Below are 23,409 nucleotides of genomic sequence, written 5' to 3'. Positions count from 1 at the left end.
TGTTTCGCTAGCTCTTCCGCTCCGCCTCGGCGATCCGGGCCAGCACCTCCACGGTGCGCTCCTCGCCGGGGCGGTGCCCGGTTTTCCGGTGGCTGGCAAGGGCTTTGGTCGCGTGAGCGCGGGCGGTGGCGAGGTCGCCGAGGTCGAGGTGGATCCGGGCGAGCGAGGTGTGCGCCTGCCCGATCCGGACGCCGTAACCGACCTCGGCGGCCAGCGCCAGTGCGGCCAGCGCGTGGTCGAGCGCGATCTGCGTCTCGCCCATGGCCTGGTGGGTGTCGGCGAGTCCGAGCAACGCCTCGACCTCGAATAGCGTGAGACCGATGGCCCGGCTCAGTTCCAGCGCGCGGTGGTGGTGCGGGACCGCCTGGTGAAAACGCCCACGTTTGCTCAACACGACACCGAGCACGTTGTAGCCCTGGGCGAGTTCCTTGCGATCCACCGCGGTCTCGTCCTTGGCCACCGCGTTGGCCACCAGTTCGTTGGCGCGTTCCAGGTCGCCCAGGTCGGCGTGCACGGCGGCGAGTCCGATCAGCGTGTTGGTCTCGCCGTATCGGCCGCCCATCCGGTCAATAGTCGCCAGTGAACGGTTCAAATTGTCGAGCGCCGCGTTCAGGTCACCCAGTTCGTGTTGGACGTAGCCGAGGTTGTTCAACACGGTCGGCTCACCGCTGACCCGTCCGGTCGTTGTGATCAGGCGGAGCGCCTCGGTGTAGCGGGCGAGAGCCTCGTGCAGCCGGCCCATCCGGCGCAGCGTGATGCCCAGGTTGCCCAGCACCGGTATCAGCCGCTGATCATTGCCCAGCTCAAGCAGGATCGCCTCGGCTCTCGAATACAGGTCGACCGCGGTGGCGAGTTCACTGCGGTCCATGTGGTTCATACCGAGGTTGGACAGCACGTTGGCGAGGCGTCCGCGGTCAGCCTCGCTGTGGAGACCGTCCCGCGCCTGCGTCAGATGGTCGATGGCGGTGTCCGGTTGCCCGAGGAACCAGTGCACGATGCCGAACGCGTGGTGGAGATAGGCGATCGCCGTCTCACTGTCTTCCCGTTGGGCGCATTTCAGACCTGTGGTGCCGACCGTCAGCCAGTCGTTGAGGATCCGGTTGTTTTGGAAGTATGCGCGCAACGTGTCGGCCAGCCGCCAGGCCACGCCGTCCAGGCGTTGGTCGGCCGCGTGCAACACGGCGGCAACCAGGTTCGCTCGTTCCGCGTCCAGCCATTCCTTGGCCTTGCGCAGACTCGCGAACTCGGCGATCGGCCGGGTCGCGGGCGGCAGCTCCACTCGGTCGACCTCTGGGTACAGCAGACCGATCGCGTGGTCGGCGTGCCGGTGGTAGTAGTCCAGCCAGCGGTGCAGCGCCTGCTTGCGGCCCTCGACCGAATCCTCGGCGCGGCAACGGAAATCGGCGTAGAGCCGGATCAGGTCGTGCAGCTGGTAGCGGCCCTCGTCTTGGCGCAGCAACAGGTTCGCGTCGGCCAGTTCGGTCAGCATGCGGGCGGCCCGCCACTCCGGGACGTCGATCAGCTCGCCGACCGACGCCGGGGTCATGTCCGGCCCCGGGATCAGGCTCAGGTATCGGAACAGGCGCCTGTGGTCGGCGGAGAGCATGCGGTACGAGCGTTCGAAGGCGTTTTGCACCGCGGCGTCGTGATCGCCCTCGATGGCCAGCGCGGCCAGCCGGTTGCCCCGGCGGATCTGCCGGACCTGCTGGGTCAGCCCGTATTGCCCGGCCAGGTTCGCCGCGGCGATCCGCAGCGCCAGCGGCAGGTGCGCGCACAACTCGGCGAGTTCGTCCAGCGCCTCCGGCTCGTCCGAGCCCAGCGTCTGGGCCAGCAGTTCCAAGGCGTCCTCGTGCCGCAGCGCGTCCAGGGTGATCGTCAGGCCGAGGCCGGGCAGCTGGTTGCGGCTGGTGATCAGGGCCGCGCAGCCCGGTTCGGCCGGGAGCAGCGGCAGCACCTGATCCGCCGCCGAGGCGTTGTCCAGCAGCACCAGCACCCGCCGGCCGCGCAGCACCGAGCGGAACAGCTCCGCCTGCTGCTCCTGCTCCAGCGGGATCTGCGCGGGCGGCACGCCCAGCCCGCGCAGGAACCGGGCCAGCACGTCGGTGGGGCGCAGGGCGGCCTCGGTGGCGTAGCCGTGCAGGTTCACGTGCAGCTGGCCGTCCGGGAAGTCCGCGCGCAGCCGGTGGCCGACCCGGACCGCGAGCGCGGTCTTGCCCACCCCCGGTGGACCGGACACGAGCACCGGGCCGCCGCGGCGCAGCTCCTCGGCGATGCGGTGGCCGAGGCGCTCCCTGCCGACGAAGTCACCGATGTCCGGCGGGAGTTGACAGACGGGCTGCCAGGCGGCGACCGCGGTTGTCAACGGGGCGGGCGGGGCCAGGGCCGGGTCGTTGGTCAGCACCGACTGGCGCAGGTCGCGCAGGCGGGCGCTGGGTTCGACGCCGAGCTCCTGGCGCAGCACGTCCGCGGCCCGCTGGTAGGTCTCCAGCGCCTCGGCCTGGCGCTGGGTGCGGTACAGGGCGAGCATCAGCTGGTGCCAGAATTCCTCGCGCAGCGGGTGTTCGGCGGTCGCCTTCCACAGGTCCGGCACCAGTGACTCGTGCCTGCCCAAGGCCAGCTCGGTGTCGAAGCGCAGCGCCAGGGCGTCCAGGCGTTCGGCGTCCAGCGGGTCGCCGTAGTCGCGGCGCAGCGCGGCCGAGGTGATGTCGGCCAGCGCCGGCCCGCGCCACAGGGCCAGCGCGGAGTGCAGGACGGCGGCGCGTTCGGCCGGGTCCGCGGTCTGCCGCGCGGTGTGCAGCAGCTGCCGGAAGCGGTGCGCGTCGGCGGCCTCCGGCTCGGCCTCCAGCTGGTAGCCGCCGGCCACGGTGCTGATCAGCCCCGCGCCGAGCAGATGTCGCAGCCTGCGCACATAGGTGTGCAGGGCTCCACGCGGATGTGCGGGACGGTCCTCGTCATCCCACAGGTAACCGACCAGCTCCGTGACCTCGACCCGTTGCCCGGCCCGCAACACCAGGCACGCCAAGAGGGTTCGATGCTTCGCTGCCTCCACCGGCGCGGACCGTCCGGACAGGACGATCTCCACCGGTCCGAGCAGCCGGAACTCCACGCCGCGACCAGCCATTGTTGCCCCCCTCTGTAGTCCTTTCGGACCACACCCCGGAGGCAGACTAGCTGGTCAGCCGCTCAACCGTCGCCGGAAAGCGGCAAACAACCCACGCCTGGCCGCGGCCGCCACATCAGGCGCGGCCGGGAAGCGGTGCGGGGCGCCGTGCTGGCCCCGGTGCGCCGCGTCGGGGTCGAGCACGAACTCCGGGCGCAGGTGCTCGGTCTCGTAGTAGCGGTGGAAAACCGGGGTCAGCGAGCCGGACATCGGGGGGACGATCCAGCTCCAGTCCGCGGGGCAGGTCCGCCCCGCCTTCTCCTCCTTCTTGAGGTGGGTGAGGAAGCGCTCGGACTCGGTGTGGTGGTCGGTGATGGTGACCCCGGCCGAGGCGTAGGAGTGCAGCACCGCCCGGTTGATCTCCACCAGCGCCCGGTCCCGCCACAGCGTGGCCTCCGAGCTGGTGTCCAGGCCGAGGCGCTCGCCGATCTCCGGCAGCATGTCGTAGCGGTCGGCGTCGGCGAGGTTGCGCGCGCCGATCTCGGTGCCCATGTACCAGCCGTTGAACGGGGCGGCCGGGTAGGAGACGCCGCCGATGGACAGCCGCATGTTGCTGATCGCCGGGACCGCGTGCCAGCGCAGGCTCAGGTCGGTGAACCAGGGCAGGTCGGGATGCTCCAGCGGCACCTCCATGACCACGTCCCTGGGCACCGGGAACAGCCGCACCCCCTCGTGCGCGGTCTCCACCGCCAGCGGCAGCAGGTCGAACGGACTGCGCTGCGTCGGCGGCCGCCAGCCCAGCTCGGTCACCGCCTCGGTGAACCCGGCGTAGCGCGGATCGCCGACCACGTTGCCGAAGGCGTCCCGATAGCCCGCGTAGCGGACCAGCTGCTCGTTCCAGATGCACGGGCCGGGCTGCTCGGGGGTGTCCGGCGCGAACACGGTCATCATGGGCCGGACGCGGCCGGCGTTGGTGGCAAGGCGCAGGTGCTCGACGCACTCGGCGGCGATGTCCGCGGCGTTGGTGACCTGCCGCAGGTCGCGCACGACCAGGCTGCGCCAGTACAGGCGCCCGATGCACCGGGCGCTGTTGCGCCAGGCGACCCGCGCGCCGAAGACGAGTTCGTCGGGAGTGTGCAGGTAGGTGCCGCGAAGGGCGATCTCGGCCCGGACCGCGGAGAGTCGGGGCTCCACCGGTCCGGCCTGGGGATTCTCGGCGTGGAAGAGCCGGAGGAAGTCCTCCGCCTCGTCGACGTCGACACCCTCGCCACCCGCCCGCACCCCCGACTCCAGGGGCATCGCCCCGTGGGCGACTGGGCAGGCCATGGGGGCCATCGGTCGCTCGCTGAGGGTAGTCACGGCGCGGAAACTTAACCCGGCAAACATGTCACCGGTGACCGCCAGACGGGCCACGAGCTGCGGTTTAGCGGTGCACACTATCGAGGAATCTAGTTACGGAGGGTGCGGTACTTGACCGGTGCGGGGAGTGGCTTGAGGACCCGGCAGAGTGGTGTCAGGTGGGTCTGGACACGAGAAACGGGTTGTCTCGCCGCCGCCGAGACAACCCGTTTCGCACATGTCAGATAGCCAGACCCCGTGCGTCGCCCTCCTGGTCACGGATGCGTCAGGTCGTCCTTCTGGTCGCAACCTGGGGTGTTGGGATGCGTGAGATCGTTGGCCGTCGCACCCGGTGAGACAGGGTGTGTCAGGTCGGTCAACATCCCCCGTGTCGGCCCGAAGGGGTGCGTCAGATCTGTCGTCGACGCTTGCCAGTCAGCGGTGACGACGGTCTGGCCGGAGCCCGTAGGCGACGAATAGATATCGGTGGATTGAGTCGTGCTGTCCGCGAGTGGAACAATTCCCGCGTAAAGTGTCATCAGAAGGGCAACGAACATGCCTGCCTCCTTGGGTAGTTATCTGTCATGAGTTCTGCCGAGCGTGTCAGCACCGAACGTGAGCTTGCGGCGACGTTCGGTGAGAGGCTGCGTGCGCTTCGCGTGGCTCGCGGCCTGACCCAGCGTGATCTTGCTGGTGAGGGCCTGTCCAGTAGCTACCTCTCCCGGCTTGAGTCCGGTCAACGCATGCCCACCCCGAAGGTCGTCGAACAGCTCGCGGCCAGGCTTGGTGTCGCGGCGGAGTCCTTCGCCGGGCTCGGCAACGGCAGCCGTCCGAGCGGTGGCGTGTTCCTGGCCGGGGCCGCGCGAGTCTTCGACCACCTGCTCGCGGGTCGGATCTCCGAGGCGCTGGATGTTCTTGACACCATCCGGCACGACGTGCGCGAGCCGCAGGCGAGGTGGTTGTGCGAGTACGCTGCCGCGTCCTGCGCCAGTAGGCTCGGCCGCACCCAGGACGTTGCTGACCGTCTTGCCACGATCGAGCCGATGTACCGGGGCCTGCCGACCTCCGCCAGGACGCTGACCTCGACCCTGCAGACTCTGGCCGCACGTGAGCTGGGCCGTAACCGCGAGGCGGTGGAGTTCGGGCAGCGGGCCGTCGCCGAGTCCGACGCGCTGATCGGAACCGATGACTTCCCCGCTGACCAGGCAGCTCTGCTCCGGGTGAAGGCGCGAACCACCCTGGCCGCGGTGTTCGGTGTGTCCGGCAGGCTGACGGAGGCCGTCGACATCGCCCAGGAGGCCGTCCACATCACCGCCGCCTTCGCTGAGGTCTGCGGCGCGGAGGACAAGCGACTCGCCGATGAGCTTCTGGTGGTCAGCCACTGGATGCTCGCCGTCGCGCTCACCCGCACTGGGGATCTCGACACCTCCGCGAAGCACTTCGAGCTGGCTTTGCAGCCGGACGAGGAGTCCATCGGCGCGGAGCTGTGGTGCCGCGTGCGGGTCGGCTACGTCGGCATCTTCCTGGAGTACGACGTGGTGGCGGAGCAGGCCGAGGCGCTGCTGAACCAGGTGACGGAGACCCGGCGCAGCGCAGGTGGCCAGCTCGACGCCCAGGTGCTCATCCTGCGTGCGGAGCTGGCTCTGCGTGCCAACGACCCGCCCGGCGCGCTGCACAGTGCTCAGGCCGCGCTCGACTCCGGAGTGCTGGGCACCGGCGACCGGATCAGGACCCTCATGACGGTGGTGAAGGTCAGCACTGACATGGGACTGGAGGAGAGGCGACTTTCCGCTCTTGACGAGTTGCTCCAGCACCTGGACACCGCGGATCCGGAGGAGGTGCGGCCCGCTTTGCTCAAGGAAGTGGCTGCGCTGTCCGTGCGGACTTTGCGCAACCACCACGGGCGCTCCTGACGTCTCCAACGTGACCGGCACGGCTGGGGCCGCCGTGCGGACGTTTGCGCGCGCGGCGGTGCGGCACTTTCCACGCACAGTCATGTCTAGCCCAAACGGGTGTCGACGCGGATCTGCATGCTGTGCCTCTGGTGAGTGTCGTAGCGGCCGTGGTGTTCACCCACGGTGGTTATGAGGCGAGGGTAAGAGTCCCGTTCGTGCTGCGTCAACGTGACAGGGCTGGGTTGGCGGGTGTGTCAACTGGTTGGCAATCCTTCGATCGGGGGGATTGGTGACTGTGGGTGGCGGTTGGCCGGGGGTCAGGGGTTCCGACGAAGGTTGGTTGTGACATCTATGGGTGATCTGAACGGGTCTGGTCGTCGCGGGTTGTTGACTAGTTAATTGACCATCAGTCAGGGGGTCGGTACCATGCTGTTGTCATCAGTTGTCAACTCGATGATCAGCATTTGCCAGTCATGACTGGGGCCGTCTGAGCAGGGGTGTGTCATGTCGCTGAGCCAGCGTCCAGGCGCGGTGCGACCGGGGAGCTTCGGGCAGTCTCCGCGTGAGGGAGAACCGCGCGCGCAGGCAATCAAGGTCCTGGTCGTCGACCGGCACCCGATCGTCGCGGACGGGCTGCGCGCCTGTTTCGCCCAGCACTCCGACATCGAGTTCGCCGGTGCGCTCCAGGACGCGGAGCACATCGTGGACGAGGTGACCGCCCGCCGTCCCGACGTCGTCCTCGTCGATCTGGACCTCGGTGAGGTGGACGGGCTCGAGGTGGTCAAGGCGGTGCTGCGCACCCGGCTGCCCATCGTGGCCGTGGTCTTCTCCGACCAGCGTTCCCGGGTCGGCGCCGCTCTTCAGGCCGGCGCCATGGGCTTCGTGCTGAAGTCCGCGACGGGGGATGAGGTCATCGCGGCGATCCGGCAGGCGCGCAGCGGTGTCACGTCGATGTCTCCACAGTTGTCACCGCTGACAGTCACGCCGCTGCCCCGGGCCCAGATACGTTCCGTGCTGTCCGGGCGGGAACTGGACGTGCTGCGACTCGTCGCCGAAGGTCACACGAACGCGGAGATCGGCAGGCGCCTGTTCGTCGCCGAGACCACGGTCAAGACCCACCTCCAGCGGATCTTCGCCAAGCTGCACGTCAGCGACCGCGCCGCGGCCGTGGCCACCGCGCTGGCCACCGGGCTCCTGGTGGCGGGACCGGACGGCTTCGGCGGCCAGGTCTACTCCTTCCGCCCGCACAACGTCGCGGTCATGCCGCTGCGCCAGCAGGCGGTCGGCGGTTCCTGACCGGCATCACCAAGCCTTGGAGTCAGCGCGGCGCGGATGCGTCGCGCTGACTGGCGTTTGGCGGGTGAGCCGCCGCCACACTCACCCAGTTGGCCGCGCCGGTGGGCTGCCCGTCCGGCAGGAACTTCGGGCACACTGGTGTCGTTGAAGCAAACAGAACTGTTCTGTTTGAGGTGGGGGCACCGATGCGGTATCAGGTCGCTGTCGATGGCGGAGCGATCGAGGTGGTGGTTCACCGGCCGGTCTGGCTGGGACCGCTGCCCTGTTACCTGCACCTGCCCAGCGGATATGACAGCCACGGCGAACTCTCCGACCTGGCCACCGAGGCCGGCTGCGCGATCGTCTCGGTCGAGCACCGCCTCGGCTTCGGGCACCCGTTCCCGGTCGCCCTCGAGGACTGCTACTCGGCGCTGATGTGGCTGCTGGACAACGCGGCCCTGCTCGAACTGGACGCCACCCGGCTCGCCGTCGGCGGCGCGCGCGAGGGTGCCGACCTGGCCGCGGCCCTACCGTTGCTGATCAAGGAACGTGGTGGGCCCGCGATCAGCCTGCAGGTCCTGGAACTGCCGACGCTGACCCCGGAGCCGGGCGCGGACCTGGCCGGACTGCCGCCCGCGCTGATCGCGGTGGGTGAGGCGGACAGCGGTCGCGCCGCCGCGGAACGCTATGCCCGGCGGCTCACCAAGGCCGGGGTGCCCAGCACGCTGCACCGGCTCGGGCCGGACTCCTTCGCGGCACTGCCCTGGCGGATCGAGCTGGCCCGCACCCTGCGCGCCGCGCACGTGGCCACCCGGCTACCGGCCTGACCTAGCGGGAGCTGTCCTTCGCGCAGGTCCACAGGCAGAGCAGCTGCATGCTGAAGCCGACCGCGAGCACGATCGCCATGTCGAAGGCCTCGGCGCTGGCCGCGAGCACGGCGAGCGCGGCCACCAGCACCATGACCAGCGCGAGCGCGTGCCGTCGCGGGTGCCAGGACCGGGTGGCCGGCGCGGGGCGGGGCACGTGGGCCCGCCGGGGCCGCACGGCCGGGCGGGGCGGGTGCGTGAACGGCACGGTCGCGGTGCGGCGGAGCCGCCGGACCGGGCGCCACTGGAGTTCGACACGCACGCGGTCACGTGCCGGGCTCGGCTCGAGCAGAGCGGTACCTTCGTCAGGACCGCTGGGGCGGGGTGGCGCTGCGTTCACCGGACCGTCGTTTCCTCAATCACCCTGTGGTTGCGTCAACAAACGTTGTCGCATTGTTGCTTTTACGGGTTGACTTTAGTGCCTTTGGGCTAGTTGTCGACCCCGAATGTCGGTACTTGAGTCTCGAAAGTGCGCTAGGTCACGTTCGGATGGGGTGCGGAATGCGGCGTTGGTTCCTGGTCGCGATGGCGGCGGGACTGGCATTCACAGCAGGTTGTACGGCCAAATCTCCGACCGGGGCGCCACCACCGGCGACCTCCGCACCGCAGCCGGGCGGCGCGCAGCCCGCCGCCGCGGAGGTGGCCCGGGCGCGCACCGAGCTGGGCACGCTCAAGGTGATCGCCTGGGCGCCGATGAAGGGCTACTCGCGGGAGCGCTTCAAGCACTGGACCACCCAGGGCGAGTCCTGTGACACCAGGGAGTTCGTGCTCCGCCGCGAGGGCGAGGACGTCAAGACGGACAAGGCGTGCAAGGTCATCTCCGGCCGCTGGCGCAGCGTCTACGACGACAAGGTGATGACCGGCCCGGAGCAGCTGGACATCGACCACACCGTGCCGCTGGCCAACGCCTGGCGCACCGGCGCGGCGGACTGGACCGACGAGCGCCGCTCGGAGTTCGCCAACGACACCCGCAACCCCCAGCTGATCGCGGTCTCCGCCACCAGCAACCGCTCCAAGGGCGACCAGGACCCCTCCCAGTGGAAGCCCCCGGCCCAGGGCGTCTGGTGCACCTACGCGGTGCACTGGATCCGGGTCAAGGCGGTCTACGCCCTCGGCGTGACCGAGGCAGAACGAGGCGCGCTGACCGACATGCTCGGCCACTGCCCGAAGTAGCGAAGCGGGAAAGGGCAAGCAGGGAAGGGCAAGCAGAGCGGGACACGGCCGGGACAGGGCGGGACCAGGGCACGGCTCGCGAAATCCCGCCAGCGGCAACGGCTCGCGAAAGAGGCGTGGCGCGCCAGCGACACGCCGGGCTCTGAACCCAGCGGTGGGTTTGATTTTTTCGCGTCGCACGTTCGTGACCCCGGCACTCGGAAGCTTGCTTCGCGTGTGCCGGGGTCACGAACGTGCGACTCAGGAGCGAAAAAATCCCGCGTGCGGAGCACGCCAATGTGACAGGGAAGCCGCGTTCACCGCCCCTGCGCGGCGAACGCGGCTTCCCCTGTCGCGAGCCCGGTCAGCCGATGCTGCCCGTTCCCGCGTTCAGGCGGCGACGGGTCACCGGCACCAGCACGGCCAGGACGGCCATGAGTGCCAGCGAACCCGCCGCGGAGTACAGGAGGAACTCGCCCAGCGCGCCCCGGTTGAGGAAGCTGCCCAGTACCAGGGCGACCACGGCGCAGACGGCGCGGTCGATGATGGACTCGATGGACAGCAGGGTGGCGCGGTAGGGCGTTTCCGGGATGGCGTCGTTGATGAGCTGGCGCTGGATCGGGAAGGCGAACCCGCCGGCCAGTGCGAAGACGCAGAGCAGGGCGATGGTGCCGGGGATGCCGGCGAAGACGGTGGCGGCCAGGGTCAGGGCCATCACGATGGTGATCAGGAAGACGGCCTTGGTGTCGCTGAGGAAGCGGCGCAGCACGCCGGGGCGCAGCGAGCCGAGGGCCTCGAAGGCGGTCATCGCGGCGAGCACCGCGCCGTGGGAGATCACCGGAAGTTGTTTGTCCAGCAGGATGGGCTGGAACAGGTTGACCTGGCAGATGCGGACCAGGGTGAAGATGGCCACGCCCTGCACGATCAGCAGCTGGAGCACCGGGGCGGCGCGCAGCACGGACAGCGCCTTGCGCATGGTGGCCAGTGGCGAGTGCGCGACCGGTTCCGCGTCCACAGTGGACGGTGGCAGGGCGGGCAGCCGGCAGGCGATCAGCACGGCGACCGCGGCGCTGATCGCGGTGATCCAGTACGGCGAGGGCAGGTGCCAGGCCATCAGCAGGCCGACCGCGGGCCAGGCGGCGATCCGGCCGATCAGGCTGTAGAACCGGGCGCTGCCCTCGGACTGCTTGTACGCGGCGCTGTCGCCGGTGCGCTGCAGGAAGGTGTACAGGTAGGCGCTGGTGGCCACGATGGTCAGCGAGCGGGCCACCGCGATCAGCAGGAAGTGCGCCAGGAAGCCCCAGTAGGACGGGGCGGCGACCACCAACAGGTTGCTGGCCACCAGGATCGCCGAGCCTGCCAGCATCGAGTTCCGGTAGCCGAGGCGGTCGGAGATCATCCCGGTGGGCACGGCCAGCAGGCAGAACGCCACGTAGTAGATGCTCTGGATGCCCAGGATCTCGGCCGCGGACAGGCCGAAGCGGCGCTGGTACTCGTAGAAGATCGGCGTCCACAGCAGCAGCGTGAAGAAGAACTGGAAGCCGATGGACAGCCGGATGACCCGCTTGGCGGCGGCGGACACCGGTGTCTTCGGCGCGCGGGAGAGCAGCAGTGGCATGGGTTTTCCCGCGCTCAGACCGAGTAGGGGCGCAGTTGGAGGATGTGCACGCGGTCGGCGCTGGTGACCCACTCGATGTCCACCGGCGCGGCGAAGGTGTAGTCCGGACAGAAGTGCGACTGGAGCAGCCTGCCCGCCAGCGCGAGCTTCTGCAGCATGGCCTGGATGGGCTCGGGCAGGTCTTGCTCAGCATCGCCAAGGGACAGCGTGCGGCCGCCGCCCTCGACCGTGCTGTACAGGTACTGCATCGGCAGCGCCGTGCCCGAGACCACGTCGGTGACCTGCGGTGAGACGTTGACGTAGACGTTGCGGAAGTCGTTGCGCGCCATCGGGTTGGTGGTGACCAGCACGCCGCCGGCCGGGGCGTCCACCTGCTCCTGCACGATCACGCCCATGTAGCAGTCGTCCAGCGAGATGCCGGCCTGCTGGCGCAACCGGACGCTGCGCGGGGAGACCAGCGAGGCCCAGACCAGCTTGATGCTGTCGAAGATCGCCTCGGCGGTGCTGACGTGGTTGACCGACTCGTAGATGCCGGCGGCGGAGAAGCCGTCCAGGTCCTCGGCGTTGGAGGAGCTGCGGACCACGAAGGTGCGCACGCCGCCGAGCTGTTCCACGATCGCGGAGTCGATCTCCTGCCGGATGTCGGCGGGCAGGCGGGTGCCGCGGATCAGCTTCTGCAGCGCCAGGCTCAGTGGTTCGACCTCGGGCGCGTCCAGCTCCAGGGCCATCTTCAGCTTGCCGATGGTCTGCTGGATGGGCGCGGAGGACTCCAGGAACCGCTGCTGCACGGCGAACGGGATCGCGATGCCGCGCGGGATGCGCAGGTTCTCCCGCAGGAACCGCCAGGCGGCGGTGGCGAGCTTGTCGTCGGCCGGCACGTCCAGGTTGCGGGCCAGGTAGCTGAGCAGGTTCGGCCGGGGCGGGCGCGGCACCTGGTAGAAGCCGAGCAGCCGGTCCGAGCCGTGGTCCAGCACGTGCCGCAACTCGCCGAGGTTGGCCGCCTTGGTGCCGTAGCGGTGCCGGTCGGTGGCGCGCAGCTTGTGCATGTCCACGATCGGCGTGCGCTCGGTCTCCGGCTCCTCCAGGGTGATCTGCTGCGCGCGCCAGGCAGGCGGCGCGGCCAGGTCGGCCGGGGCCTCGGTGCGGGACAACGAGATCTCGCTGCCGCCGGACTCCACCCGGTACTCGACCCATTGCCCGTCAAGGCCTTCCGCCTCGATGTGCTCCAGCACGCCGAGCTGGATGGCGTTGGGGATCTTCCAGCCGGAGGCGAGCATGTTGGTGTGCGACAACGGAGTGGTGTGCTGGGCGTTGATGATCCCGGCCAGCCGGGGGATGTCGTCGGGCACCCGGTCCATCACGATGATGTCGAACCACTCCAGGGTCTTCGCCGCGGCGGCGTAGTCCTGGTCCGTGGCGAAGGCGCGCAGGCGGCCGGTGGCCGAACCCGGGTTCAGCGGCACAAAACGGGTGGAGGCGAACAGCTCGTGCGCGGTCACCCTGGGCAGCTCGGCGGGCGGAATGCCGTCCAAGAAGCGTTCCTGGAGGTGCGTGGCCGGCTTGAACACCAGCGGCACCGAGGGGTCGACCCATTCCCGGACGAAGCCGTAGAAGAAGCGGATCATCTCCGCGGACATGGTGTCCACCTCGACGGTCTCCAGCGAGATGAACCGGCGCTCGCCGCCGCCGTCGTGGCCGGAGCGCTGGTGCAGGGCCAGGATGCCGAGGTAGAAGCGGCGGTCCGGGTCGTGGTAGACGCTGTCGTTGAAGGAGTTGACGTTGGCCGCCAGCTCGTCGAAGTCCATGCCCAGGATGTCCAGGCCGACGTACTGGACGTGGAACTCCCGGTGCGCGTTGTTGATGAAGTGGATGACGCCCTGTTCCCGGTCGACCACGAGCTTGACGAACGGCTGACCGGCGAGCATGCCGGAGAGCTGGTCGAAAGCCGCCAGGGACAGCTTCTCGCCGATGATGGCGTGAACCAGGTCCGAGTCGGTCGGGGCCGCGTGCACGGGTCCTCTTCTTTCCGGGGGATTCAGGGCGTGCCGGGGCGGCGGCAGCGAGACAGGGGAGAACAGCGGGTGAAGCTAGCAGGTTCTGACAAACCGGTCAGGTAGCCCGGATGGCCCTCTGGTAGGTCATTCGGATGACCTCGGCAATCGTCATACCATTCCTGCCATGTGGGAACGGCGGGTGCTTTCCCTGGCTGCGACGGAGTCCGGCTGTTCGGCACTCCCAGTCACTGAGAGGCTGATCTTGGGCGCGACCCGGTCCTGTCGCTGAGTGCTGTTGGACACAGTGCGCGGGACAACACCCGTTCAGCCCAACGGATTTCGAGTGTCCACATCGGACCCTTCGGCCACGTCCTCACATGGTATGGGCAGCGGCGGGTGTGCGGCGAGGTAGGCCCTGGCCCCGGTGTCGCCGGTGGCCGAGGCGGCGGCCCCGGCCCAGTGCGCGCGACCGAGCAGCACCGGGTGGCCGCGGCGGCCGTGGAAGGTGGCGGCGACCAGCGCGGTCGGCGAGGCGTGCGCGAGCACCCGGCGCACGGCCTCGGCGGTGATACCGGGCATGTCGACCGGGAGCACCACCACGGCGTCCACCTCGGCGGGCAGCGCGGCGAGTCCGGCCCGCAGCGAGGAGCCCATGCCGGTGGGCCAGTCGGGGTTGTGGACCGGGGTGACGCCGGTGAGGCGGGCCCGGGCCAGCACTTCGTCCGCGGCGGCGCCGAGCACGGCGAGCACCGGTTGGCAGCCCGCTTCGGCGAGCACGGCGGTGGCGCGGTCGACGAACAGCGTGCCGTCGAGCTCGGCGAGGGCCTTGGGCCCGCCGTAGCGGCGGCCCGCGCCCGCGGCGAGCACAAGCCCGGCGACCCTGGGCGGCGGAGCGGCCATGGCCGGACCCTACCGCCGGGCTTCAGACGGTGCGCTCGGCGAGGTAGAGCATGAAAGCCAGCCAGGCCAGCAGGACGGTGGCGCCGACCAGCAGCGCGCCCAGCGAGACCGAGCGGGCCGAGACGGCGCGGTCGGGGGCCTCGGGCAGGTAGAGCACCGGGACCGACTCGCCGACGCTGTGGTCGCCGCGGATCTCGGTGACGTGTTCGACGCCGCGCCCGTCCTGGTAGGCGACCGTGGCGTAGTGCTCGACCCTGGTCACCCATTCGGGGCCGACGCCGGGGTTGCGGTCCTCGTACAGCTGGGTGCGGCTGCTCAGCACGGTGGCGCTGGCGTTCACGCCCTGGGTGCGCCAGTGCAGCGTGCGCAGCAGCAGGACCGCCAGCACCACGCTGACCAGGAGGATCAGGGCGCCGGGTAGCCACTCCCAGTGCAAGTCGCCCGGTGTCATGCGCGGAAGCATCGTCGGGGCGGGCAGGCCGGTCAACGGCGTGTGATGACTCCGTGACGGGTTGCTTGCCGGGCTGGAATATTTGTCAGGACGGCGTGATGAAGGTGTCCGCGCCGAGTTCACGCAGCTCAGCGGGCAGTTCGGCGGCAGGGCGGGCCTCGGTCAGCGTTCGGCAATCGTTCTCTGACAGGCCGTGCGCGGCGAGCAGGGCCTCGGCCGCGGCGGGGGTGAGCGCGTTGAACCAGCGCAGGGCCAGCTCGCGGCGGCCGGTGGTGGTCAGCGGGCCCCAGACGCGCAGCCTGCCCACGCCGCCGTCGGGGTGGATGTCCAGCCGGACCTCGGTGACCGGGCGGGGTTCGGCGAGGCGGAAGCGGTGGCCGGTGTCGGGCAGCAGCGGGGTCTCCGGCAGCAGCGGTGCCCACTCGCCGCCGGGGACGCGGCCCCAGAGCGCGGCGCGGCCGGGGCTGTTGCCCTTGTAGTGCAGGGTGCTCAGGTCGACCACCCTGGGCAGCGCCTCGGCGGTCAGCCGGACCACCGCCCAGTCGTGGCCGGGGCCGCGGCGGCGGGCGGTCTCCCAGCCGTCGCTCATGAACCGGGACTCGCCGGGTTGCAGCATGTTGTCCGGTGGGGAGAAGAAGCCGTCGCTGGCCTCGACCGTGCGGCCGCCGTTGACCAGCGCGGCCAGGTCCAGCGGCACGCCGATCAGCTCGCGCGGGTCGGGCAGCGGCTCGCCGTGCACGCGCAGCCGGGCCACGCCGCCGTCGGGGTGGATGGTCAGCCGGACGTGCGTGATGCGCAGCGGGGTGGCCACCGGGAAGGTGTTCTGGGTGTGGCCCAGCAGCGGGCTGCGCGGCACCAGCTCGACCCACTCGGCGGCGGCCAGCTCGGCGGGGCCGGGGTAGCCGTCCAGGGCCGCACCGTGCACGGTGGCCTGTTCCGGGAAGTTGCCCTTGAAGAAGCTGGTGTCCACGGTGACCGAGCGCGGGATGCCGGGCACGCCGAGGCGGATGACCACCCAGTCCTCGCCGGGCACGCCGCGCCGCCGCCTGGTCTCCCAGCCGTCGTACTCCTGGCCCTTGGGGGTGAAGGTGTGCGGCCGGAACACCGGTGGCTCCGGCTTGATCAGGTTCTCCTTCTCGGCGAAGAACTCGTCGTTGGCGGCCAGCACCGAGCCGCCCAGGTTGCGGGCGGCCAGGTCGGGCAGGGCGGTGTCCATGTCAGCCTCCGTCGCGCCGCAGCAGCTCGCCGTGTGGTTGTGCGCCGATCTCCTTGCCGCGCAACCAGGTCCGGCGCACCACGCCGGTCAGCTCCCGTCCGGCGTACGGGGTGATCGGGTGCCGGTGGCGCAGTTCCGCCGGTGTCACGGTGAACCGCTCGTCGGCGGCGAAGGCGACCAGGTCGGCGTCACCGCCCACCGCGATGCGGCCCTTGCAGGACAGGCCGACCAGGTCGGCGGGGCGTTCGGCCAGCCAGCGCACCACCTCGGTCAGCTGGCGGCCGCGGGCGCGGGCCGCGGTCCACAGCACCGGCAGGCCGAGCTGGAGCGAGGACACCCCGCCCCAGGCCTGGCCGAAGTCGCCGTCGCCCCGGCTCTTCAGGTCGGGGGTGCAGGGGGAGTGGTCGGAGACGACGCAGTCGATCACCCCATCGGCCAGGCCTGCCCACAGCTGGTCCTGGTTGGCCGCGTCCCGGATCGGCGGGCAGCACTTGAACTCGGTGGCGCCGTCGGGCACCGACTCGGCGGTCAGGGTCAGGTAGTGCGGGCAGGTCTCCGCGCTCAGCCGGACCCCTGCCGCCTTGGCTTCGGCCACAATGGACAGTGCCTCGGCCGAGGACAGGTGCAGCACGTGCGCCCTGGCGCCGAGGCCGGCCGCGATGGCGGCCAGCCGGGCGATGGCGGTGTTCTCCGCGCTGGTCGGCCGGGAGGCCAGGAAACCCTGGTAGCCCTTGCCTTCGGCGGCCGGTGCGGCGGCCAGCTCCTCGCTGTCCTCGGCGTGCACCACCAGCAGCGCGTCCAGCTCGACCAGCTGGTGCAGGGCCTGGTCGATCTCCGGCCAGGACAGCGGCGGGAACTCGGGCACGCCGGAGTCGACGGTGAAGCACTTGAAGCCGAACACGCCCTCGGCGTGCAGCGCGGGCAGCTCGTGCAGCTTGCCGGGGATCGCGCCGCCCCAGAAGCCGACGTCGACGAAGCAGCGGCCTTGCGCCGCTTGGCGTTTGACGTTCAGCGCGGCCACGTCCACGGTGGGTGGCAGCGAGTTCAGCGGCATGTCGATGATGGTGGTGACGCCGCCGGCCGCGGCGGCGGCGGTCGCGGTGGCGAAGCCCTCCCACTCGGTCCGGCCGGGCTCGTTGACGTGCACGTGCGTGTCCACCAGGCCGGGTAGCAGGGCGAGCTCGCCGAGGTCGGTGTCGGTGTGCGCGGGCAGGTCGGCCTCGTGCGGTGCGACCGCCGCGATCCGTCCATTGTGGACCGCGATCGCGGCGGGTCGTTCGCCGTCGGGTAAGCAGGTTCGCCGGGAGCGCAGTACTAGGTCGTACACGGGGCTCCTAGGTGCCGGTGAGGTGTTCGGGGCGGATGGGGACGCGGTCCAGGGGCAGGCCGCTGGCGGCGCGGATGGCGGCGGCGATGGCCGGGGTGACCGAGATGGTCGGTGGCTCGCCGACGCCGCGCAGGCCGTAGGGGGCGTGTGGGTCGGCGAGTTCCAGGACGTCGATCACCATCGGCGGCATGTCCAGGATGGTCGGGATGAGGTAGTCGGTGAAGGAGGGGTTGCGGATCAGGCCGTCCTGGGTCTGGATCTCCTCCATCACCGCGAGGCCGAGGCCCTGCGCGGAGCCGCCCTGGATCTGGCCGAGCACCGCGTCCGGGTTGAGCGCCTTGCCCACGTCCTGGGCGCAGGCCAGCTCGACCACCTTGACCAGGCCCAGCTCCACGTCCACGTCGACCACCGCCCGGTGCGCGGCGAAGGCGTACTGCACGTGCGCGTTGCCCTGGCCGCTCAACGGGTCCAGGGTCTCGGTGGGCCGGTGCCGCCACTCCACGGTCTCCTCGATCACCGCCTGGCCGAGCACCTCGGTGATCTCCCCGGGTGTCAGCGGCCACCGGTTTCCGCTCAGTGCCAGCAGTTTCGCCCGGACCGCCTCGCAGGCGGCCTTGGTCGCGCCGCCGGTGACGTAGCTCTGCCGGGAGGCCGAGGTGGAGCCCGCGCTGCCGATGGAGGTGTCCGCGGGTGCGATGGTGACCTGCTGGACGCCGAGCTCGGTGCGGGCGATCTGGCCGAGCAGGGTGACCAGGCCCTGGCCGACCTCGGCGGCGGCGGTGTGCACCAGCGCGACCGGTTCGCCGCCGAGCACGGAGAGCCGGACCCTGGCGGTGGAGTAGTCGTCGAAGCCCTCGGAGAAGCAGACGTTCTTGACCCCGACGCCGTAGCCGACCCCGCGCCGCACGCCCTCGCCGTGGGTGGTGTTGGCCGCGCCGCCGGGCAGGTCCAGGATGTCCCTGACACCGTCCACTGTGGGCAGTGGTTTTTCCTTGACCAGGCGGAGCAGTTCGGCGACCGGGGCGGCGGAGTCGATGACCTGGCCGGTGGGCATCACGCTGCCCTCGGCCACCGCGTTGCGGATGCGCAGCTCCACCGGGTCCATCTCCAGCGCGGCGGCCAGCTTGTCCATCTGGGACTCGTAGCCGAAGCAGGCCTGCACCGCGCCGAAGCCGCGCATCGCGCCGCAGGGCGGGTTGTTGGTGTAGACGCCGTAGCCGTCCAGCACCACGTTGGGCACCTCGTACGGGCCGACGCCCAGGGTGGTCGCGTTGGCCACCACCGCGGCGGTGGTGGAGGCGTAGGCGCCGCCGTCGAGGTAGAGCCTGGCCTTGACGTAGACCAGCTTGCCGTCCCTGGTCGCGCCGTGCTCGTAGTGCATCCGGGCCGGGTGCCGGTGCACGTGGCCGAAGAAGCTCTCCTCGCGGTTGTAGACCATCTTCACCGGGCGGCCGGTGTGCAGCGCCAGCAGGCAGGCGTGCACCTGCATGGACAGGTCCTCGCGGGCGCCGAACGCGCCGCCCACCCCGGCCAGCGTGATGCGCACCCGATCCGTTGGCAGGCCGAGGGCTTGCGCCACCTGGCCCTGGTCCACGTGCAGCCACTGGGTGGCCACGTACAGCTCGACCCCGCCGTCCTCGGCGGGCACCGCGAGCCCGGACTCCGGGCCGAGGAAGGCCTGGTCCTGCATGCCCACCTGGTAGACCCCGGAGACCACGACCTCGGCTTCGGCCTCGGGATCGCCGCGCCGGATCGGCACGTGCCGGACCAGGTTCCCGTTCTCGTGCAACGGGTTCCGCTGGGGTTCGTGCGCGGCCAGCTCGGCGTCGACCACCGGTTCCAGGACCTCGTACTCGACCGCGATCCGGTCCATCGCCCGGCGCGCGGTCTCCGGGTGGTCGGCGGCCACGATCGCGATCGCCTCGCCCTGGTAGCGCACCCGGTCCACCGCGAGCACCGGCTGGTCCACGTGCTCCAGGCCAAAAGCGTTGCGGCCGGGCACATCGGCGTGGGTGAGCACGGCGTGCACGCCGGGCACCGCGAGGGCCGCGGCGATGTCCACGCCGGTGATCCGGGCGTGCGCGTGCGGGCTGCGCAGGGTGGCGCCCCACAGCATGTCGGCGGCCCACAGGTCGGAGGAGTAGGCGAACTCGCCCTTGACCTTCAGGTTCCCGTCCGGTCGCGGCGGCGACTGGCCGATGCCGCCGGTGACGGAGACCTCGCTCCTGGTCATCGGGCCACCTCCAGGTGCGCGCGCAGCTGGCGGCTGGCCGAGCGCAGGTCACCGGCCAGCTCGGCCTCCTCCGCGGTGCGCAGCTCGCCGTCGACCACCACGCTGCGGCCGCCGACCAGCAGCCGGGCCAGCGGCGGCAGTGAGGCGAACACCAGCGCGGCAACGGGATCGGCGATCCCGGCGTGGGCGAGCCCGTCGATCCGCCACACCGCCAGGTCGGCCAGCTTGCCCACTTCGATGGAGCCGATCTCGTGCGCCCGGCCGAGGCAGCGCGCCCCGCCCATGGTGCCCAGCCACAGCGACTGCCGGGCGGTCAGCGCGGCCGGGCCGCCGCGCTGCCGGGCCTGGTACAGCGCCTGGCGCAGCTCGTCACCGAGGCCGCCGCCCTCGTTGGAGGCCGCGCCGTCCGCGCCCAGCCCCACCGGCGCGCCCGCGCCGAGCAGGTCGATGACCCGGCAGGTGCCCGCGCCGACCCTGGCGTTGGAGCTGGGGCAGTGCGCCACCCCGGTGCCGGACGCGCCGAGCCGCGCGATCTCCTTGTCGGAGAAGTGGATGCCGTGCGCGAACCACACGTCCTCGCCGAGCCAGCCGAGCGATTCGGCGTACTCCAGCGGCGTGCAGCCCAGCTCAGCCAGGCACTTCTGCTCCTCTTCCACCGTCTCGGCCAGGTGGGTGTGCAGCCGGACGCCCTTGTGCCGGGCCAGTTCCGCGGCCTCGCGCATCAGCCGCTCGCTCACCGAGAACGGCGAGCAGGGGCCGACCGCGATCCGGACCTGGGCGTCGAAGGAGGTGTCGTGGTAGGTGTCGATGGCGGCCTCGGTGGCGGCCAGCGCGGCGTCGGTGTCCTCCACGATGTGATCCGGCGGCAGTCCGCCCTGGGACTCGCCGCGGTCCATCGAGCCGCGCACCGCGTGCAGCCGAACCCCGATCCGCCTGGCCGCGGAGATCACCGCGTCCAGCTGGTCGCCGCCGGTGCGCGGGTAGACGTAGTGGTGGTCGGCGGCGGTGGTGCAGCCGGTGCGGGCCAGCCAGGCCAGGCCCGCGCTGGCCGCGGCGTGCGTGACCGAGGCGTCCAGCCGGGCCCAGATCGGGTACAGCTCGACCAGCCAGCCGAACAGGTTCTCCTGCTGCGCCAGGCCGCGGGTGGCCCACTGGTAGAGGTGGTGGTGGGTGTTGACCAGGCCGGGGGTGACCAGGCAGCCGTGCGCGTCGATGTACTCGGAGGTGTGCTCGGCCAGCGGGGCCGGGCCCGCGCCGACCGCGGTGATGACGCCGTTCTCCACCACCACGTGCCCGTTAGCGTACTCGGTGCCGTTGCCGTCCACAGTGGACACAGCGGCGTTGTCGATCACGATACGGCTCATCGGGCTTCCTCCCGCCGGGCCGCGGCCAGCCGCACCGCGTCCAGGATCTTCTCGTAGCCGGTGCAGCGGCACAGGTTCCCGGCCAGCGCCTCGCGGATCTCCGGGTCGGTCGGCTTGGCGTTGCGGCGCACCAGGTCGTGCGTGGCCACGATCAGGCCGGGGGTGCAGAAACCGCACTGCACGGCCCCCGCCTCCACGAAGGCCTGCTGCACCGGATCGAGGTCCTCCTCGCCGGCCAGGCCCTCCACGGTGCGCACCGCGCGGCCCTCGGCCTGCCCGGCGGCGACCAGGCAGGCGCACACCGGGGTGTCGTCCAGGTACACCGTGCAGGACCCGCATTCGCCTTGTTCACAAGCGTTCTTGGACCCGGGCAGGCCGAGCCGCTCGCGCAGCACGTAGAGCAGGCTCTCGCCGGGCCAGACGTCGTCGGCCTGCCTCGGCTCGCCGTTGACGGTGAGGTTCACGCGCATCGCGACCACCTTCCGGAGCGGTAGTCCTGCCAGGTCCAGGCGAGGGTGCGGCGGGCCAGCACGGCCAGCGCGTGCCGCCGGTAGGCCGCGCTGCCGCGCACGTCGTCGATGGGCGCGGCCGCGGCGGCCACCAGCTCGCCGAACCGGATCAACAGGCCTTCTGACAAGGGTTGTGGCTGGTGCCAGTCCAGCTCATCGGCCAGCAGCGCCTCGGCCTCAGGCGCGCGGCGCGGGGTGGGCGCGGCCGAGCCGATGCCGGTGCCCACGGTGCCGCGGGCCGGGTGCAGGGCGAGGGCGAAGGAGCACACCGCGATCACCATCGCGTTGCGCGTGCCCACCTTCGAGAACTGTTGCGGCCCATCGGCCACCGGCTGCCGCACCGCGCGGATCAGCTCGTCCTCGGCCAGTGCGGCGCGCTTGACGCCGAGGAAGAACTCGCTGACCGGGATGGTCCTGGCGCCGCGCACCGAGGCCACCTCGACCACCGCGTCCGCGGCCAGCAGCGGCGGGTGCGCGTCCCCGGCGGGGGAGGCCGAGCCGAGGTTGCCGCCGACGGTGCCCCGGTTGCGGATCTGCGGTGAGCCCACCGTGCGCGATGCCATCGCCAGGCCCGGCAGCCGGTCCGCCAGCTCGGTGATGATCCGCTGGTACGGCACGGCCGCGCCCAGCCACACCGAACCGTCCACTTCGGACCACTCGGTCAGCTCGGTGATCCGGCCCAGGTCCAGGATCGCCGGTGGCCGCCGCTTGTCGAAGTTCAGCTCGACCATCAGGTCGGTGCCACCGGCGATCGGCACCGCCTCCGGGTGCTCGGCCTTCAGCGACAGGGCTTCCGGCCAGCTAGCCGGTCGGAGGAACTCCATCCACCGCCTCCTCCCGCGCCGGTTCCCGCCGGACGCCGTGGTTGAACAACAGGTTGAGCAGGACCGCCGCCAGGCACCCGGCGCTGATGCCGGACTGCATGACGGTCTTGAACCACACCGGGAACGCCTCGTAGATCCCGGGCACGCCGACCGGGATCAGCCCGATGCCCAGGGACACCGCGACCACGGTGAGGTTGTGGTTGCCCGAGAACGAGACCCGGGACAGCGTGCGCACCCCGCCCGCGGCCACCGTGCCGAACATGGCGATGCCCGCCCCGCCCAGCACCGGCAGCGGGATCGCGGCCACCACCGCGCCCAGCGCGGGCACCAGGCCGAGCAGCACCAGGATGCCGCCCGCGGTGGCCACCACCCACCTGCTGCGCACCCCGGTGAGCGCGACCAGGCCGATGTTCTGGCCGAAAGCGGTGTAGGGAAAGGTGTTCAGCACACCGCCGAGCACGGTGGACGCGCCGTCGGCACGCAGCCCGTCGGCCAGTGTGCGCCGGTCCACCGGCTTGTCCACCAGCTCGCCGATGGCCACGATGCTGCCGCTGGTCTCGATCATGGTCACCGCCATCACGATCAGCATCGCGGTGATCGCGGAGACCTCGAAGGTCGGCAGCCCGAAGTGGAACGGGGTGCTGATGCCCAGTAACGGGGCCTCGCCGACGGCGGCGAAGTTGGTCCGCCCCAACGGGATCGCCACCAGGGTCCCGATGACGATGCCGAGCAGCACCGCGATCCGGGACCACAGGCCGGGCAGGAACCGCTGCGCGGCCAGGATGACCAGCAGCACGCCCAGGGCCAGCGCCAGGTTGCCCGGCGCGGCGAAGTCCGGCGCGCCGACCCCGCCGGCGGCCCAGTTGACCGCCACCGGCAGCAGGGACAGCCCGATCACCAGGATCACCGTGCCGGTCACCACCGGCGGGAAGAACCGCAGCAGGCGGCTGAACCAGGGCGCGGCCAGCGTCATGGCCAGCCCGGCCACGATCACCGCGCCGTAGATCGCGGGCAGTCCGCCGCCCTGGGTGCCGATCAGCACCATCGGGCTGACCGCGGCGAAGGTGCAGCCCTGCATCAGCGGCAGCCGCACGCCGAAGCGCCACACCCCGACGCACTGGATCAGGGTGGCGATGCCGCAGACCAGCAGGTCGGCGTTGATCAGGTAGGCGATGTCGGCGGCGGGCAGCTTCATCGCCCCGCCCACGATCAGCGGCACGGCGACCGCGCCGGCGTACATGGCCAGCACGTGTTGCAGCCCGAAGGCGAGCAGCCGCCCGGCGGGCAGGACCTCATCGACCGGGTGCGCTGGGCTCCCGGTGGCGCGTGTGGTGCGGAATGGCATGG

At 71.0% G+C, this 23,409-nt stretch carries 19 protein-coding genes; 4 read left to right on the top strand and 15 right to left on the bottom strand.

Annotated features, from left to right (window positions below; all coding sequences use genetic code 11):
- Window positions 1-7 precede the first annotated feature (7 nt).
- From M8C13_RS36695 to M8C13_RS36685, 3 genes are all read right to left on the bottom strand, one after another.
- Window positions 8-3,121, bottom strand: coding sequence for a BTAD domain-containing putative transcriptional regulator (locus M8C13_RS36695; protein ID WP_252485398.1), 3,114 nt, complete (start codon window positions 3,119-3,121; stop codon window positions 8-10).
- A gap of 54 nt (window positions 3,122-3,175) precedes the next feature.
- Window positions 3,176-4,399 carry a nitric oxide synthase oxygenase gene (locus M8C13_RS36690; protein ID WP_252485451.1) on the bottom strand — a complete coding sequence of 408 codons (1,224 nt, stop codon included), beginning with the start codon at window positions 4,397-4,399 and terminating at the stop codon, window positions 3,176-3,178.
- A gap of 314 nt (window positions 4,400-4,713) precedes the next feature.
- Complete coding sequence (locus tag M8C13_RS36685) at window positions 4,714-4,995, bottom strand: hypothetical protein (RefSeq protein WP_252485397.1); 282 nt, start codon at window positions 4,993-4,995, stop codon at window positions 4,714-4,716.
- A 27-nt stretch (window positions 4,996-5,022) separates the two neighbouring features.
- Here M8C13_RS36685 and M8C13_RS36680 point away from each other — a divergent pair, with 27 nt between their 5' ends.
- The 3 genes from M8C13_RS36680 (at window position 5,023) to M8C13_RS36670 (ending at window position 8,435) form a co-directional block, all read left to right on the top strand.
- Window positions 5,023-6,351 (top strand): helix-turn-helix transcriptional regulator, encoded by a 1,329-nt coding sequence (locus M8C13_RS36680; RefSeq protein WP_256510311.1) that lies wholly within the window; start codon window positions 5,023-5,025, stop codon window positions 6,349-6,351.
- 486 nt (window positions 6,352-6,837) lie between these two features.
- On the top strand, window positions 6,838-7,629 hold the full coding sequence (locus M8C13_RS36675; protein ID WP_252485395.1) for a response regulator transcription factor: 792 nt from the start codon (window positions 6,838-6,840) through the stop codon (window positions 7,627-7,629).
- Between the two features lie 224 nt (window positions 7,630-7,853).
- Window positions 7,854-8,435 carry an alpha/beta hydrolase gene (locus M8C13_RS36670; RefSeq protein ID WP_252485394.1) on the top strand — a complete coding sequence of 194 codons (582 nt, stop codon included), beginning with the start codon at window positions 7,854-7,856 and terminating at the stop codon, window positions 8,433-8,435.
- A 1-nt stretch (window position 8,436) separates the two neighbouring features.
- Here M8C13_RS36670 and M8C13_RS36665 read toward each other — a convergent pair whose 3' ends face one another.
- The gene (locus tag M8C13_RS36665; RefSeq protein ID WP_252485393.1) at window positions 8,437-8,736 is read right to left on the bottom strand and encodes a hypothetical protein; all 300 of its coding nucleotides are present in this window, start codon (window positions 8,734-8,736) and stop codon (window positions 8,437-8,439) included.
- 377 nt (window positions 8,737-9,113) lie between these two features.
- Between M8C13_RS36665 and M8C13_RS36660 the strand changes: the two genes are divergently transcribed.
- Complete coding sequence (locus M8C13_RS36660; RefSeq protein WP_252485392.1) at window positions 9,114-9,647, top strand: DUF1524 domain-containing protein; 534 nt, start codon at window positions 9,114-9,116, stop codon at window positions 9,645-9,647.
- Between the two features lie 343 nt (window positions 9,648-9,990).
- On the opposite strand, the gene M8C13_RS36655 is transcribed toward M8C13_RS36660, so the two are convergent.
- The 11 genes from M8C13_RS36655 to M8C13_RS36605 all read right to left on the bottom strand — a co-directional run bounded on the left by M8C13_RS36655 (window position 9,991) and on the right by M8C13_RS36605 (window position 23,407).
- Entirely contained in the window at window positions 9,991-11,244 is a 1,254-nt protein-coding gene (locus M8C13_RS36655; protein ID WP_252485391.1) for an MFS transporter, read from the bottom strand.
- 14 nt (window positions 11,245-11,258) lie between these two features.
- Window positions 11,259-13,256, bottom strand: coding sequence for a PEP/pyruvate-binding domain-containing protein (locus tag M8C13_RS36650; protein ID WP_252485390.1), 1,998 nt, complete (start codon window positions 13,254-13,256; stop codon window positions 11,259-11,261).
- Window positions 13,257-13,562: 306 nt separating this feature from the next.
- Window positions 13,563-14,138, bottom strand: coding sequence for an NTP transferase domain-containing protein (locus M8C13_RS36645; protein WP_252485389.1), 576 nt, complete (start codon window positions 14,136-14,138; stop codon window positions 13,563-13,565).
- Window positions 14,139-14,160: 22 nt separating this feature from the next.
- Window positions 14,161-14,589 carry a DUF3592 domain-containing protein gene (locus M8C13_RS36640; protein WP_252485388.1) on the bottom strand — a complete coding sequence of 143 codons (429 nt, stop codon included), beginning with the start codon at window positions 14,587-14,589 and terminating at the stop codon, window positions 14,161-14,163.
- 85 nt (window positions 14,590-14,674) lie between these two features.
- Window positions 14,675-15,805, bottom strand: a complete 1,131-nt coding sequence (gene alc, locus M8C13_RS36635) for an allantoicase (RefSeq protein ID WP_252485387.1) — start codon at window positions 15,803-15,805, stop codon at window positions 14,675-14,677.
- 1 nt (window position 15,806) lies between these two features.
- Window positions 15,807-17,132: an allantoinase AllB gene (gene allB, locus M8C13_RS36630; RefSeq protein WP_252485386.1), complete on the bottom strand. Its 1,326-nt coding sequence runs from the start codon at window positions 17,130-17,132 to the stop codon at window positions 15,807-15,809.
- A gap of 7 nt (window positions 17,133-17,139) precedes the next feature.
- A complete protein-coding gene (pucD, locus tag M8C13_RS36625) occupies window positions 17,140-19,365 on the bottom strand; it encodes a xanthine dehydrogenase subunit D (RefSeq protein ID WP_252485385.1) in 2,226 nt (741 codons plus the stop codon).
- Window positions 19,362-20,729, bottom strand: coding sequence for an 8-oxoguanine deaminase (locus M8C13_RS36620; protein ID WP_252485384.1), 1,368 nt, complete (start codon window positions 20,727-20,729; stop codon window positions 19,362-19,364). The genes pucD and M8C13_RS36620 overlap by 4 nt, the downstream gene beginning before the upstream one ends.
- Window positions 20,726-21,199, bottom strand: a complete 474-nt coding sequence (locus M8C13_RS36615) for a (2Fe-2S)-binding protein (RefSeq protein WP_252485383.1) — start codon at window positions 21,197-21,199, stop codon at window positions 20,726-20,728. The genes M8C13_RS36620 and M8C13_RS36615 overlap by 4 nt, the downstream gene beginning before the upstream one ends.
- Window positions 21,190-22,062, bottom strand: a complete 873-nt coding sequence (locus M8C13_RS36610; protein ID WP_252485382.1) for a xanthine dehydrogenase family protein subunit M — start codon at window positions 22,060-22,062, stop codon at window positions 21,190-21,192. Before M8C13_RS36610 ends, M8C13_RS36615 begins: the two co-directional genes overlap by 10 nt.
- Entirely contained in the window at window positions 22,040-23,407 is a 1,368-nt protein-coding gene (locus tag M8C13_RS36605; RefSeq protein ID WP_252485381.1) for a nucleobase:cation symporter-2 family protein, read from the bottom strand. The genes M8C13_RS36610 and M8C13_RS36605 overlap by 23 nt, the downstream gene beginning before the upstream one ends.
- Between the last annotated feature and the right edge of the window lie 2 nt (window positions 23,408-23,409).

The sequence above is a fragment of the Crossiella sp. SN42 genome (assembly GCF_023897065.1).
Taxonomy (GTDB): Bacteria; Actinomycetota; Actinomycetes; order Mycobacteriales; family Pseudonocardiaceae; genus Crossiella.
This window is presented reverse-complemented; position numbering and strand designations above follow the sequence as displayed.